The sequence below is a fragment of the Halorubrum sp. CSM-61 genome, from assembly GCF_003781945.1.
Classification (GTDB): Archaea; Halobacteriota; Halobacteria; order Halobacteriales; family Haloferacaceae; genus Halorubrum.
Map to the genome: position 1 here is coordinate 152,641 of NZ_RJJW01000008.1, position 14,251 is coordinate 166,891.

9 protein-coding genes are annotated in these 14,251 nt (G+C 56.1%); 3 read left to right on the forward strand and 6 right to left on the reverse strand.

All coding sequences use genetic code 11. From position 1 onward, the window contains the following. Positions 1-221: 221 nt before the first annotated feature. The 5 genes from EDM04_RS14590 to EDM04_RS14610 form a co-directional block, all read right to left on the reverse strand. Complete coding sequence (locus EDM04_RS14590; RefSeq protein ID WP_241154933.1) at positions 222-3,941, reverse strand: ATP-binding protein; 3,720 nt, start codon at positions 3,939-3,941, stop codon at positions 222-224. Between the two features lie 470 nt (positions 3,942-4,411). Continuing rightward, complete coding sequence (locus EDM04_RS14595; protein WP_095638103.1) at positions 4,412-5,647, reverse strand: phage integrase SAM-like domain-containing protein; 1,236 nt, start codon at positions 5,645-5,647, stop codon at positions 4,412-4,414. A 22-nt stretch (positions 5,648-5,669) separates the two neighbouring features. After that, entirely contained in the window at positions 5,670-6,197 is a 528-nt protein-coding gene (locus EDM04_RS14600) for a hypothetical protein (RefSeq protein WP_095638104.1), read from the reverse strand. Continuing rightward, positions 6,194-6,730: a helix-turn-helix domain-containing protein gene (locus tag EDM04_RS14605; protein ID WP_095638105.1), complete on the reverse strand. Its 537-nt coding sequence runs from the start codon at positions 6,728-6,730 to the stop codon at positions 6,194-6,196. The genes EDM04_RS14600 and EDM04_RS14605 overlap by 4 nt, the downstream gene beginning before the upstream one ends. 502 nt (positions 6,731-7,232) lie before the next feature. Continuing rightward, positions 7,233-8,909 carry a transposase gene (locus tag EDM04_RS14610; RefSeq protein WP_123623342.1) on the reverse strand — a complete coding sequence of 559 codons (1,677 nt, stop codon included), beginning with the start codon at positions 8,907-8,909 and terminating at the stop codon, positions 7,233-7,235. Positions 8,910-9,063: 154 nt separating this feature from the next. On the opposite strand from EDM04_RS14610, the gene EDM04_RS14615 reads away from it, so the two are divergent. From EDM04_RS14615 to EDM04_RS14625, 3 genes are all read left to right on the forward strand, one after another. Then, complete coding sequence (locus EDM04_RS14615) at positions 9,064-10,056, forward strand: hypothetical protein (RefSeq protein WP_123623344.1); 993 nt, start codon at positions 9,064-9,066, stop codon at positions 10,054-10,056. A gap of 216 nt (positions 10,057-10,272) precedes the next feature. Further along, the gene (locus EDM04_RS14620) at positions 10,273-10,656 is read left to right on the forward strand and encodes a hypothetical protein (RefSeq protein ID WP_123623346.1); all 384 of its coding nucleotides are present in this window, start codon (positions 10,273-10,275) and stop codon (positions 10,654-10,656) included. A gap of 180 nt (positions 10,657-10,836) precedes the next feature. Next, a complete protein-coding gene (locus tag EDM04_RS14625; protein WP_123623348.1) occupies positions 10,837-12,009 on the forward strand; it encodes a Fic family protein in 1,173 nt (390 codons plus the stop codon). A 258-nt stretch (positions 12,010-12,267) separates the two neighbouring features. Here the strand turns inward: EDM04_RS14625 and EDM04_RS14630 are convergent, their stop codons facing one another. Continuing rightward, the gene (locus EDM04_RS14630) at positions 12,268-13,944 is read right to left on the reverse strand and encodes a transposase (RefSeq protein WP_123623350.1); all 1,677 of its coding nucleotides are present in this window, start codon (positions 13,942-13,944) and stop codon (positions 12,268-12,270) included. Between the last annotated feature and the right edge of the window lie 307 nt (positions 13,945-14,251).

Genomic DNA, 14,251 nt, shown 5'->3' on the forward strand with positions numbered 1-14,251 from the left:
TTTCTTCGTTAGTTTGTTTTGGTCTCTGCCAGATGAGAGTTCGTTGTATTAGTGATGGATGAAGCTTCTCAGAGTGTGGGTGAAAACAATTCTATGGCCCCAGATTGTTGTTCTAGATGGTCACAGATTGTGGTCTACACGGCCCTAGTTGGCCGCGAGATATTGCCGAGACAACCGTGAGATATTGCCGAGACGACCGCGAGATATTGCTGAGGTAGTTGCTAGTCGTCTCCTAGATCCTTTCTGAGTTTGTTGATGCCGAAGATTTTCTGCGCGCCATCTGCGTCGAGTTCGCCACTGACTTTCTCGAAGTTGTCTGATTCTCGTGCCTCAATATAGCCGAGCTGACCAGTGAGCGACGACAGCAGCTTCCGCATCCCGTCGACATCTTTAACGACCCAGATGGCGTCGGCATCTGCGTCTCGGAGTTTGAAGAAGTCGTCTACGACGTGTCGTCGCTTCTCCGGAGACAGCTCAACTTCGATGACTTTGTCCCGATCGTCGGGAGATTCCTCTGTCGCCTCGACGTAGAGATCGAATTTGAGTTCGCTGCCCTCAGGGGTGTAGTACATGTATGTCTCGTAGCCGAGCCCGTCGTAGTATGCGTCAATGAGCTTGACGCCGACTCGATGTTCTGGGCTTTCCCGACCGTACTCACCGCCGTCTCGCGGCGCGAGATTCTTTCCTGCGACGACGGTGGCTTCGTCTGTCGGCCAGTAGTACGCCTGTCTGTTTCCGAGTTCGAACTTCTCTAAGAACCCCCACTCGATGAGATCGGGTGCCGTCTCGCTGTACGGGAGGACCTTCATCGAGTCCTTGATGTGGTAGCCATTGAGCCCGTCTGTGAGAGCGTCGAAGACCATCCCGAGGAACGCCGCGTGGTCGTCTGTGAACTCCTCGGAATCTTCCGGAGCTTCCTCTCCATCGTCCGAGTCTTCGTCGTCATCTCCTCCAGATTTCACGCCGCTGTCCATGTCGATCGCTTCGTGCTGCCGGTTGACGCAGTGGCGATCTCGGCTTCTCTCACGAACCATATCCGCGCGAGAGCTGACGTTGAACGGTCCCGCGCTGTGCCCTGGCGGGATGGGAAGTGGTCGGAGCGTGAGTATCTCTGGCTTCTGTTTGTGGAAGCCCGTCGACGGCAGCTGGACGATCCACTCCCCTCGGCGGAGCCCTGCGATGCGGTCTTTGATCTCGTCGTTTTCGAGATCTTCGTGGAACAGCGACTCGGCTAAGAGGTCGTCCGTCGCGACGTTGCCGATGATCTTCGTGTTGATGTTGTTCAGGATTTCCTTGTACGCACGTCGGTTATCCTGCGGGTTGTCCCCGAGAACCTGCTCGGGATACTGCATGATGAGCCCGAGCGAGAGGTTGAACTCACGCCCTTTCGGGAGGAGTTCTCGGTAGACGATTTCGTTGCGAGCGATGTTCGCAGACTCCTCGATGATGACGTTCGTGATGTATTCATCATCGTCTGGCGTCCAGATGGACTGGGCCGAAGTCCACAGGTGTGAGAGGAACAGGACCGTGAACACTTCGCTGCTGGCCCCGCGCAGACTCCCCGTGTCGATGAGGACGACCTTGTTCGAGTTGAGGATGCTCTTCATGTCGAGCATCGGAATCTGCTCTTTGTTGTACCAGTTGGTGTCCTCGTTCCAGTACTCCTCGTCGACTGTGTACGACAGCATATCCCAGATGAAGTCGCGCTCTTTCAGCTTCCGGATCCGGTTGAGGACCGCGTCGGTCGTGTTCATGAACTGGCGCGCGTCCTTCTCAAGGTGGGATTCGAGGATGGACGTCACCTGCGTGTCGACCGTTCGCGGGATGGCCTTGAGAACCGTCTCGTAATCCTTGTCGAGATCCTCGACCTGCTTGCCGAACTTCTGGAACTTCTGTGCGGCCTCCATGAGTTCGCCGATAGAGAAGTAATCCTTCCCGTGTTCGCTGTCGAACAGCGCCTTGATCAGGTTGGTGAGGATTTCGTTCGCGACGAACGCCTGCTCCACTGTTTTCTTCCCGAGGACGAATCTGAGCAGCTGGAAGTAGTGGTCGATGATGTCCTGTTTGGCTGTCTCTCGTGCCCGTCCTGCGCCCTCTGTGAGCGGTCTGAGGTCGAAGAAAGGCATCCCCGGAACCATCCCATCTGCTTCCGGGATTTGGATGTATTCGACCTCGGAGACGTTGCCGAACAGCGTCCGGTGACACCGCAGGTAGTTCTCACACATCTCGCCGTCTTTGGGATCGATGAGGATTGTCGGCCCCTCGAGACTGTGGTGGGTGGTGAGCATGTCGTTAATCGTCGCGACCGTTTTCCCGCTCCCAGTCGTTGCTGCGCGGATGTAGTGCTGGGTGAGATGGTCTGCCGATAGCGACAGTGCGTCTCGCTTCGCGAGGTGGTCCCACCACTCGTTTTTCTCCTCGATGGCGCTGATTTTCTCTGGTCCCTCAGAGTTATCTCGGAGTGCTGTGACGGCGTGACCGATCGTCATCCCGGTCGAGAACTCCTTGAAGACTTCTTCGTTCGGGGAGGTGAGCGGGGACTGAGCCGTCGGTCTCCCACCGGTTCCGCCCCGACTCGCTTTCGGGAGCGTGTCGATTGACGGGACCGTGATGAAGTTTGAGAGCTCGTCGATGTTACAGACGAGGATGGGTTTTCGCCGCGACCAGGACTCAAGCCCGTTGGGATAGGTGATGCCGTGGTGGAGCATCCGCTTGTACTCAGGTTCGTTCGTGCCGAGGTAGTTCCCCTCGATCGAGTAGAACTTCCCACTGAGCTGGTTGAGCGAATCTTGGAGATTCCGGGCGCACTCGGTGTCTGATGTCGCCGCTCGGAGCGTGACGTTGTACGTGTGAGATGGGTCTTTCAGGTCGATCTGTCCCATCCGTCCCGTGCCTGAGCGGTAGCCTGCTGTCTGAGAGTCGTGGATTGAACCGCCGATTTCGTGGGGCGTATCACTACGATGGCGCTCCTGTCGCTCTTCGTCAGAGACGCCAAGGACCCCGTCGAGAAGCGTCCGAAGGACAAGGCCGCCGGTCGTGTGGACGCCCTGTTTGAGGTTTCCTTTCTGGCGTTCGGCCTTCGGAGACCAGTCTGCGCGTGGCTCGAAAACCGCTTGAAAGACGACCGAGCCCTCCGTTTGGATGATGGTTTCGAGGAGATTGGAGAGTGGCGAGCGTTCGATCGTTTCGTTGTCGAACGATGAGAGCGTCGTCATCCAGTCTCGTCGTTTCTCCTCAACGCCCTCCCAGCGAACCATCTCGGGGACATCATCGAAGACGTTCGTGATGTCAAAGTTTTCCCGTCCGAATTCGAAGTTCTCTGGATACTGCGATCTCGTAGTGCTTTCGAGTCGGTCACAGGTGACTTCGCCACGCTCTCCCGGCCCGATGAAGAACTTGAACTGGACTTCATCCTCGGGCTTGTAGATGATGAATTCGAAGTTGGGGGAGGATTCGATGAAGGGAATATGGAGATCCATATCAAGCGGGAGCTTCCGTCCGTTGCCAGATCGATGGAGTCCGTACAGTTCTCGTTTGACCGTCTCTGAGTTCACCTCCTCACGGACCGGAGTTATCTGAATGTATTCTTGTTCGGATTCGATCTGTTCGATGAAGTCTTCCGCTTCGTCACCGTTGAGTTCCCCACTAAGTTGGGGGTCGGCAGATGACTCATAATTTGCTGGAAGTTCCGAGAGTCTGGAGTCAGGAGAATTGTTTGAGGCGTCCTCGAAGATATCGAACTCGCCTTCAGATTTCTTCGGTGTGGGACTTCCTTCCTGCCTGTTAGATGGATCATTTGGCGCCGAGGTTCTGCTGTCGACACTGCTGTCAGAACTCTCATTCAAGGGATACGGCTGGTTTTCATAAGGTTCCTGTGGACCGGCGGGTCCTCCAGGTGATGGAGGATCGCCTTTCCGGTGATTGTCTTTTTGACTCACCATAAAAAATTCGACACAACCGGGTTAAATGAGTCTTTTGGGGGGGTGCTGAGGCAATATTCGGGCTAGAATTTAACCAACAGGGAACTGACATTCTAACTCAATATCCCTCTACTACTCAGAATGAACAATTCCGGGATCAAGCCCCGAGGCACTCGACCTGCTCATCTGTAGATCATGGTTCGTGTAACACTCAGTCGAATCTCTTTCCGTAAGTGTCGATCACTCGCATCTCCATGACTTGATGCGGTTCAGTGATATGAAGAACGCTGCCGTGGTGGTTACGAACGCAACTGATTCCTCAGGAGAATCCTACGGAGGAGCAATCGTCGACCACTCGGTTCCGTTCCGTCTCCAGATCTAGAAGACCTTGGGCGAGAAGCGTCGTATAAAGCTTGTCGATGCACCGAACCTCAAGCATGGGGAAGTAGGGCTTACATCGAACAAGGGCAATTCGTCTCGGAGTAATCCCCTCATCGGTCGATTTCTTCCAGAGCTTCCGTAGCGACATCGCCCAATTCCCCGGCCTCGATATGTGAGTAGCGCTCTCGGACCATCTCTTCGGAGTTATCGAGATAGCGGGCCGCCACCGTGTACCCAAACGCGCGGACAAGTACTTCACCCATCCCACGACGGCCGCCGTGCGGAGCAAGATAATCGTGTTTCGGATGGTCGATGTCGATCTCTGCGTCATCCGAGAGCCGTTGGAGAATCGACCGTGCGCCGTCCGTCGTAATCGATGGCGGCCGAAAATCCTCATCAAGCGCTAGCAGTAAGTCGCGAGCGTACTCCTCACGGCGCTCAGTAATTGCTTCTAGGCGTTCCCCTCGGTCGGCTAGCTCATCCTGGACGAGCCCTGCGAGCGTCCGTTGGTCGAACGTCGGAAACACCGGCCAGCGCTCCGTCGGTGGGTCCATAAGTCGACGATAGCTCCGCAACGGCGAGATCACCGGGTCGGGGAGACTGGCGGCGTCCCACTGCTGTTTTTTCCGGTAGACGTCCATGCTCCCGTCCTCGAGCGAGAGGTCCTCCCAGCGGACGCCGCGCCGGCGCGGGTCGTTCGGATCCCGGAGGAGTTCCCCCACGCGGACGGCCGTGTACGCGAGGACGAACACCAAAGCCCGGTCACGAGCCGCCTTCAGCGCCACATAGCGCGCTCGCTGCTTGTCGGGGTGATCAGTATCCTCCGAAAGTGTCGTGTACGCTTCGACGGCATCGCGAGCCCGTTCGTCGACGTGGCGGGTGAGAGCGTGGCGCTGTTCGGACGTCCAGGCCTGCTGGTCACCGGGCTTGCGGCCGTCGTCCTCCGGCAGCGGCGCCATCGCGCTCGCCCGCTGCGCGTAGTGCGCTTCGAGATACCCCTCATTGACGCACCAGCCACACCACGCAGAGATATAGCGATAATAGGTTTGGACGGTGTTCTGTTTGAGGCCACGGTCACCAGCGAGATGCCGGGCGTACTCGCGGAAGACACGTTCGTCGAGATCGTCGAAGGTGGGATCACGATCGACATTGTCCGAGACGATTCCTGTCCAGTCGTCGCCGCCGCGGTCGCCAGCGGCCCACTCGGAAAACCGCTCGAGTTCGCGTGCAGCGTTACGTCGGTAGTTCCCACCGTCGCCACCGCGGCCCTTCCCCTTGTCCTGGAGGTAACGTTCGAAGCTGTCGTCAAGAGCGTATTCAGACTGGGAAGACCGATCGTCGATCATCGGTCTTCACCTCGTTGGTGTGTTACCGGAATTCGTCGGCTGTGATCATTTCGAGATATTCGACGCTGACGTACCGAAAGTCGATACGGTCGCTGAAGCCATGTTGCGGAAGAAGCGTCTCGGCGGCTCCTCCTGCGGGTTTGTCGGTCGTTAAGAGCACAACGTGATCGGCCCGTCCAGTGTCGAGTAGTTGGGCAACAAGTCCGACGAGTGCCGTATCCGCTTTCTCGATGCTGTCCTCGTCGCGGTCGGTCTCGCTGGCGATGAACCGACGCGTTTCGTCCATTACCGTCGAGACGAGTGGGTTGGCGTAGTCGAGCTCGTCCGCAACAACGATCCAGCCTTCTTCGAATCCATCGGGATAGGGTATGTTTCCGGAGGGATATTCGTCTGCAACAGGATCGCCCCCGAGTTCCTCGTAAACGCGCTGTGGGATCCGTAGCGAGACATCGGCCTGTCGGAGAGCTCGACGAAGCCGTTGAAATTTGTTGTTGTCCGGTCCACCACACCGAACGAAGACGCCAGTATCGGCGATATAGACCGTTGTCATGTAGCCGCGTCGGCGTACTCGGTGGCAACTGGTTCCAGCGCTTGGAGGATAATCTCAGCTTCAAGCGGAGAGAGGTCAAGTTCCCGGGCTGTGATTCGATGGTTGACTGTCCCGTCGACGTACTCGTAGGCATATTCAAGTGCGACAGCAAGGCCGTCGAGGCCATGGCGCTCAATGTAGACGTCGATGTCTGTGTCCTTCTCGCGGCGGGCAACAGCGGCGATAAGTGCTGGCGTGATTGTTTGGGTCTCGCCGTCGGCCGAAAGCGTGAGGGCGATTGACTCAGCATCGTATTCGTACGGGCGCTGGTCGCGAGTTTTCTGTACTAATCCCGCTGTTTCGAGGTTCTGGACGTAGTCGTAGGCAGTTCCCTGCGGGATCTCGAGCTGGTCGAGGATCTCGGAAACAGTGGTGGGGCCGTGCTGCAAGATGTAGGCGTAGATGCGGGCGAGTGCGGGAGTTTCGAGAAGGTCGGCCACCGTCTGGAGCTGCTGAATGGGTGGCTGGCCCGATTGGGGAGGTGATTGCGCCATCTTGGTTATGAATTATGGATAATTCATGATAAGGATTCCGGCGACAGATTGGAGTTCGCAACAGATCCGAGACAGGCTGGGGGACAGCCGCTAGTAGCGTCTCTACCCCGGGGGAAGCGTCTTTCTGAGCCGATTGTACCATTCGTGCTTCTCCGACGGCGGCGGGGTACTTCAAAGTGGTCGTGATTATCCAAGTAATCACGTTCAGACGCTTATTTGCCTAAAGTTCCGAATTCTGGCGGTAGTAGTGTTAATAGCCAAGAAACTGGATTCATAAATTATATATCGCTATATCAAAACTGAGCCGGTTTGGAAGTTGAGACTACGGCGGCTATAGCACGCTGGTATGCACGATATCAGCCGAACCACCGAACTTGACACGGTTCACACTCGGGTCGGGACACCACTTCCAGTTAGTATCTCAACTAGAACTGCGTATTTGAAGAGATCAGAACAGCGCTGCCGCTCGTTACCCCTGTTCTCACTGGCTCAATATCAGCGATTACCCGACTCCAGTTTCCTTCTTCAACAGTGTGAGCGTATTGTCCGCAGTCACAATCGGAGAATGCTCGTACTCACCCGTCAACTCGACTTGCACAAGGAGGTCGACGGCCCGCCAGATTGAGTACAGCAGACAGGCGAACGCAAAGTAGAAGTATCGCAGTACGAAGTTCTTCGAGGTTGTCGCGGCCATGAACCGCTTAATGCTCCGATAGCCGCTCTCGATCTCCCAGCGATAGCCGTACTCACTCAGCAGTCCCACATTACCGTTGCACATGAACACCGAATACTGCCGGTGGTCAGTGTGCTCAGAATCCTCGTTTCGACGGTACACGAGCGTCGTCTGGTGCCACTCATTCTTGCCCAAGTGGAGCTTACGGTCGTTCACGTATCGATCTGTCTCACTCTTCAAGAGCCGTTTCGCCTGGGCTCTCTCGCTCGTGTGCATCCGCTTTGGAACGACGTACGTGAGCCCGCGTTGGCTAATCATCTCCAAGACGTGTTGGCTGTCGAATTCTCTGTCCATCAGCACGCTGTCGACGTGGACGAGGTCCTCAGCCGAGTCAAGTAGATCTTCGACGATTTCGAGCCGACTCTCGCCACGCCGCACCGGCCTTGCGTCTAAGACAATCGGGACCGCATTACCGACGAGCTGGACGGTCGCCCACTGATAGGCGTATTCGTCGGTCTTCTCTTTTGTCCCGATGATCTCATCCTCGTGACCTGTTCTATCACCGGTGAAGGGCTCAGCTTCAGTGATGTCGATGGCCACGATTCCGGCTCGGAAGAACTGTTCTGTCTCCGCGACTTCATCCAGTAGCCGTTTCACGGCCTGACGGTACATCTCACGAATCTCCTCAATGGAGAGGTCACGAATCTGATCACGATGGGCGTGCCCCAGCGGTGTCCGACTACGCGTCGACTCGTAAATGAAGCTCCGAGCCCCCTCATTGGCAGCTAAGTTCTCGCGGAGGCCGAGATAGGTCTGTAAGTCCCAGTAGGCATTCTCGTGGATCTCACAGCCCTCTCCACGATCCATCGAGAACGCCGGAAAGACAACGCGACTGACGTGATCCGTAATCGTTCCCGCCTGTTCCAGCACGGTCTGCTCGTCCGGATCGGAGTCTCCGGTACTGTCTCCTCGCTGAGGGAGCGTCCTGTCCGGGTCACGCGGAACGCTCACACCCGCGTTTTGGGCATTGATCAGGGCCGTCCGGGCAGCCGTCTCAACCGTCTCGCGTAACTCACCCGTGAAGCGCTTGTGCCAGCTACGCCAGAGCGTCGACTGATTCGGAACGCTCTCGAGTCCGAGTTGCTCACGCAATTCAGGGTGGCACTCGAGGAATTCGACGAGTACTGTCTCGTGGTCCCATCCGTGGAGTTCTTTCAACATGAACACTCGAAAGAGGGTGTCCATCTCGTAGCTCGTCGATCCCGCATAGCGGTCATGGGTCTCGAATTTGAAGTAAGCGAGCGGCAGCGAACAGACGAACTTTTCGACCGAGTTGTGGCTCTCGTGGCTGAACCACGTCTCAGAAATCGTCCGAACATCTGATTCCAGTCCCGCGAGCGACGTTCGATCATACAGTGGTGTCGAATCATACGCCGGCCACTCAACGTACGATCGCTGAGCGATACGTCGAAAGATCGTTCGACGAGACTCGGGAGTCGAAGCCACTACGAGATACTGACTCGGACACGCAGAAGTCCTCGTCCATCTCGATAAGAGACATCGAGATTGGGGAAGGTCGGTACTCGCTAGGGGAGAGAGATTAGTTCCGCAATCCGGTTCCAGGGGGAACACATTTCCTCCACATGCCTCTAGTCGGACTATGGCTCACGAGTGCGACGATTGCGGGGAGTCGTTCGAGACACTCACTCGTCTCCGACTTCACGACTGTGGCGATGTCCAATCGGACACGTTCTCAACCTCGACCGATTCGGGGAGGTCTAAATCTGACTCATCTCCAACCGAAAAACGGAACGAAGCGGTTGCCGAACTCGATAACCTGCTTGATCGTTTCTCTGACGGTGACGTGGATGCCCTACACTACGCAGTCGTCGAATTCGAAGCAGCACTCTCGACTGCAGTCGAGGAAGATAGCAGTGGAGACACGTTTCGGGACGTGTTCTGGCCATACTACGAGCGCGTCAGCAACGAACTCGACGATGCAGCGAAAGTACACGGTTGGCCATTCCTTGCGGATGTAATCGATGCGCATGAGCCCACTGAGAAGGACGAATTTCCGCTCGTCACGCCCACAATAGCAAACGCTGTCGGGCGATATCTCATTCGAACGCGGATAACCGATGGTGTCGAGGCGATTCCGGTCAAGGCACTCGAATACCTGAACACTGTCGCGGTCAACGCTCCCGAAAGCGACGATGTCGCGCGCGAGGAAGTCCATGCCTATGGGTGGGGAATCGGACATCCAAACCACTCGGTCGTCGACCAGCTCCACGCCCGTACGACTGAGGACATCTTCTCCGTCAACCCAACAGTCGAACACGCCTTCTACGCTGACCAGTACGCTGCCGTCGACCTACTCGAACAGCTGGTACGAGACGAATCGATCAATGGGACGCTCCCTCGCGTCACCCGTGACGATATGCCATATCGTCGATACCTGCTCGACTGCGTCTACGGACTGAAAACAGACAGCCACTGGCCGGGGATGCCACGGTACTACGACTGGTACGATGAGTTGGATTACGCCTTCGAACTCGACGAGACAGTCGAACAGCGTATCCGAGACCTCGTCGAAGAGATGGGCTTCGATTCCGATCTCTCGAATGACTGGACGTTCCGCGATCTCGGTATTTGAGGGAATTAACAGTACGCTTTCCTCGCCGCCCGCCATACTGGCTGGTACTGGCGTTCAGCGTCACGTAGCACGTGCTCTTCAAGGAATAAGAACTCCTGGCTCTGTTGGAATCCTTAGAAGCTGATGATTTCTACCCGGTTCCGATCAACACAGGAGATTCACGGATCGGTCAATACAGAGAAACAACTTATCATCCAGCCAGCCGTGCTCTCCGGTATGAAGTCTTGGTCCTCGGCGTTAATCGGTCTCGGAATTGGTGCCGTGCTGGGCTATCTATTCGGTATACGGCGTGGAGATTGGTGGATTGGGGGTAGTATCGCAGTTACGTCATCAATCGCAGCGTACGGGTTTCTTGCATATCCCCAGTACCGATTCAAATGGTCTGGTCCTCACTCGAAATTCTGGTACACTCTCTTCAGCGTGCTTGCCCCGGTGATAATGCTCCTCACGCCAATTAGCCCGCTCCTCCCGGATGACCTGCCGATAGTGGCCCTCTTAGGGAGTATCTGGACCGGTGGCGTGTATGCTGGAGTGGCACTCGCACACGAGTCTCCAGACACTACTGATAACGAAGCACCATCTTCGTCTCCCAGTGGTTGACGCTCGGTACGCAGTCCTTTCTAGCGGGTGTTTCATGCGCAAAGTAGTGAATAGAATATGTGGGTCAAATCTATCCTCAGAGATTCTGAGTAGTTGTGACAGTGCAATCACTCATCCTACTATTTTGATTTAGCACCAAAAATACCAATAGTAGCCAGCGTATTTGTCGGGATGCCACTAATGGAGCGAGATAATTTCGACGAGACGGCTCCCGGTGAAATCGTCCCCACGACGACACCGAAGGGGACATATTCGGCATTCCGCCCTGACCCGCTCCCCCCTTCAGTTAGCACTGAGCAGCTCATTACACCGCTGGCGGAGGCGACACAGGCACTTGGTCGACTCCACGGTATCGGCCCACGTGTCGGCTCAAGAGAGATCCTAATCGAGCCGTTCATCCGAAAAGAAGCGCTGGAATCCTCGCAAATCGAAGGCACACATGCGACCCTCTCAGACATCTACGCCTATGAGGCTGGACAGGAGGCTCTCATCGACGAAGACAGACAGCAGGGTACCCAAGAAGTCGTGAACTATCTGTACGCGCTGACACACGGATTGGATGCGATCACAGCTGGCGATCCAATCACCGTCGAATTGCTATGCGAGATGCACGACCGGTTGCTTTCGGGTGTCCGTGGGGATGAGGCTGACCCAGGGGAACTCCGTACGACTCAGAACTTCATCGGCAGTACGCCATACATCCAAGACGCCAGGTACGTGCCGCCGCCACCGAACGAGATCCCAGACCTTCTCGAAGACTTGCTCGAGTATGCGAACCAAGAGACGAATCTGCATCCACTTCTCCGAATCGGGCTGACCCACTACCAGTTCGAGACGATTCACCCGTTTCTCGATGGGAACGGACGACTCGGGCGGCTATTGATCAGTCTCCTCCTACAACGTGACGGTCTCTTGCCCGAGCCGTATCTCTACCTGAGTTCCTATTTCAACGCACGGCGGTCAGATTACGTTGATCATCTCCTGGCAGTCAGTCAGCACGGTGAATGGGAAGAGTGGCTTCTGTTTTTCCTGCGTGGCGTACAGTCGCAAGCGGACGAGGCCCATCAGCGGGCCAACCTGCTAGTCGACCTACGAGAAGACTATCAACAGCGCTATCAGAGCGAGCGGTCTGAGAACATCCTCGAACTGGTGATGCGGCTCTTCGAAGATCCGTACCTTGACGTGAATACGGCGGCCGAGTGGTTAGATGTCGAATACAGCACGGCCAACCGACTGATCGGACAGCTCGAAGATGACGGAATACTCGAAGAACTCACCGGGAAAGACCGGAATCGGTTCTACCGGGCGAGCGAAGTCTTCCAAATCATCAACAAGCCGATCGACCAACTCTGAGCCACTGAGCAGAGAGGGCTTGAGGCATATGCATTGAGATGACCGGCCTCAACTACTGTCGCGCCTTTGGAAGTTGAGACTACAGTGGGTTTAGCGGGTCTGTGATGCGTGGTTTCAACCGAATCGATGAGTGGAGACCGCTTCAGAACGCTCTCTGAACGACTATTCTTGTTGAAGTTCCTACTATATGGGCGATTTTCTGCAACTTTCGGTAGCGTTGCCACTCAGACAACGCTCTATCACGGGTAGAGCACCGTACTACCCGATTCCGGTCTCCTTCTTCAACAGCGTGAGTGTATTATCGGCAGTCACCATCGGTGACCGTTCGTATTCTCCAGTCAACTCGACTTGGACGAGCAGATCGACCGCTCGCCAAATCGAGTACAACAAACTGGCAAACGCGAAGTAGAAGAACCGCAGTCCGAAATCCGTCGAGGTTGTCGCGGCCATGAACCGCTTAATTGATCGATAGCCACTCTCGATCTCCCACCGATACCCATACTCAGTGAGGAATCCACCGCCACGGTTGGACATGAACACCGAGTACTGCCGGTGATCGTCATGCTCGGAGTTCTCTTTGCGTCGGTAGATCAGCGTCGTCTCGTGCCACTCGTTCTTCCCGAGATGGAGCTTTCGGTCCGTTTCGTATCGGTCCTGCCCCCGCTGGAGCAACCGTTTAGCTTGGGCTTTCTCGCTCGTCTGCATCCGCTTCGGGACGACGTAGGACAGTCCACGCTGGCTGATCATTTCCAGAATGTGCTGGCTGTCGAACTCTCGGTCCATCAGGACGTTATCGACGTGGATGAGCCCTTCAGCCGAATCCAGCAAGTCCTCAACGATTTCCTTGCGTGACTCACCTCGTCGAACTGGCCGCGCATCGAGCACAAGTGGGACAGCATTACCGACCAGCTGGACTGTCGCCCACTGGTAGGCGTACTCGTCGGTGTTCTCTTTCGTTCCGAGAATCTCGTCCTTGTGCCCACTTCGGTCACCCGTGAACGGGTCAGCTTCCGTGATATCGATCGCGATGATTCCCGCTCGAAAGAACTGCTCTGTCTCCGCGACTTCATCCAGTAGACGTTTCACTGCTTGGCGGTACATCTCGCGAATCTCCGCGATCGAGAGGTTACGAATATGCTCGCGATGGGCGTGCCCGAGTGGTGTCCGATCACGCGTTGACTCGCAAATGAAGCTCCGAGCCCCCTCGTTGGCAGCCAAGTTCTCGCGGAGACCGAGATAGGTCTGTAAGTCCCAGTAGGCGTTCTCATGGATCTCACAACCCTCACCACGGTCCAATGAGAACGCCGGGAAAACGACGCGGCTGATGTGATCTGTGATCGCTTCCGCCTGTTCCAGTACAGTCTGACCGTCTAGGTCGGACTCATCGGTGTCGTTACCTCGTTGGGGGAGCGTCCGTTTTGGGTCACGCGGAACGCTTACACCCGCGTTCTGGGCATTGATCAGGATTGTCCGGGCGGCTGTCTCAACCGTCTCACGCAACTCACCCGTGAAGCGCTCGTGCCAGCTGCGCCACAGCGTCGACTGATTCGGAATTCTATCGAGCTCGAGTTGCTCGCGAAGTTCAGGGTGGCACTCGAGGAATTCGACGAGTGCCGTCTCGTGGTCCCATCCATGGAGTTCTTTCAGCACGAACACTCGAAAGAGGGTGTTCATCTCGTAGCGCGTCGACTCCGTGTAGCGGTCGTGGGCCTCGAATCTGAAGTAGGCTATTGGGAGTGTGCAGATGAACTGCTCCAGTGAGTCGTGTTCGTGGTGAGTAAACCAGACTTCCGAGACGATTTGAATATCCGATTCTAATCCGGCGAGTGAGGTTTGATCGTACAACGGCGTCGAATCATAGACTGGCCACTGGACGTACGGCTGTTGAGCGATTCGTCGAAAGACCGTGCGCTGTGACTCCCAGGTCGCAACCACTACGAGATACTGGCCACGACCCGGCCAAGAATCCGTCTAACTGATCAGTATAGAGGATCTAGTTACCGCAGCTGTCCGGCGACCGAGCGGTCCGGAGGACCCGGAAGGTTGCCGGTTCGCTCGCCGAAGGCGAGGCCAAGAGCCGACCATCGGGAGGCTCGCAGGCTTTTGGTCGAGCTTTTGCCAAGGAGCGAGCAACGCGAGCGACTGCAGCAAAAGGTCGGTGTGCGGGAGAGTTTAGCAGGAGATTCGCTAGTTACTACCCCGAAAGAAACTGTGCGTGAACTTTTCTATGACACGCTCGCAG

What these genes read in the sequence shown, in the direction of transcription:
- EDM04_RS14620 (WP_123623346.1), top strand. Translation starts at nt 10,273, where the DNA reads ATGAAGTCTTGGTCCTCGGCGTTAATCGGTCTCGGAATTGGTGCCGTG.
- EDM04_RS14625 (WP_123623348.1), top strand. Translation starts at nt 10,837, where the DNA reads ATGGAGCGAGATAATTTCGACGAGACGGCTCCCGGTGAAATCGTCCCC.
- EDM04_RS14615 (WP_123623344.1), top strand. Translation starts at nt 9,064, where the DNA reads ATGGCTCACGAGTGCGACGATTGCGGGGAGTCGTTCGAGACACTCACT.
- EDM04_RS14595 (WP_095638103.1), bottom strand. Translation starts at nt 5,647, where the DNA reads ATGATCGACGATCGGTCTTCCCAGTCTGAATACGCTCTTGACGACAGC.
- EDM04_RS14600 (WP_095638104.1), bottom strand. Translation starts at nt 6,197, where the DNA reads ATGACAACGGTCTATATCGCCGATACTGGCGTCTTCGTTCGGTGTGGT.
- EDM04_RS14605 (WP_095638105.1), bottom strand. Translation starts at nt 6,730, where the DNA reads ATGGCGCAATCACCTCCCCAATCGGGCCAGCCACCCATTCAGCAGCTC.
- EDM04_RS14590 (WP_241154933.1), bottom strand. Translation starts at nt 3,941, where the DNA reads ATGGTGAGTCAAAAAGACAATCACCGGAAAGGCGATCCTCCATCACCT.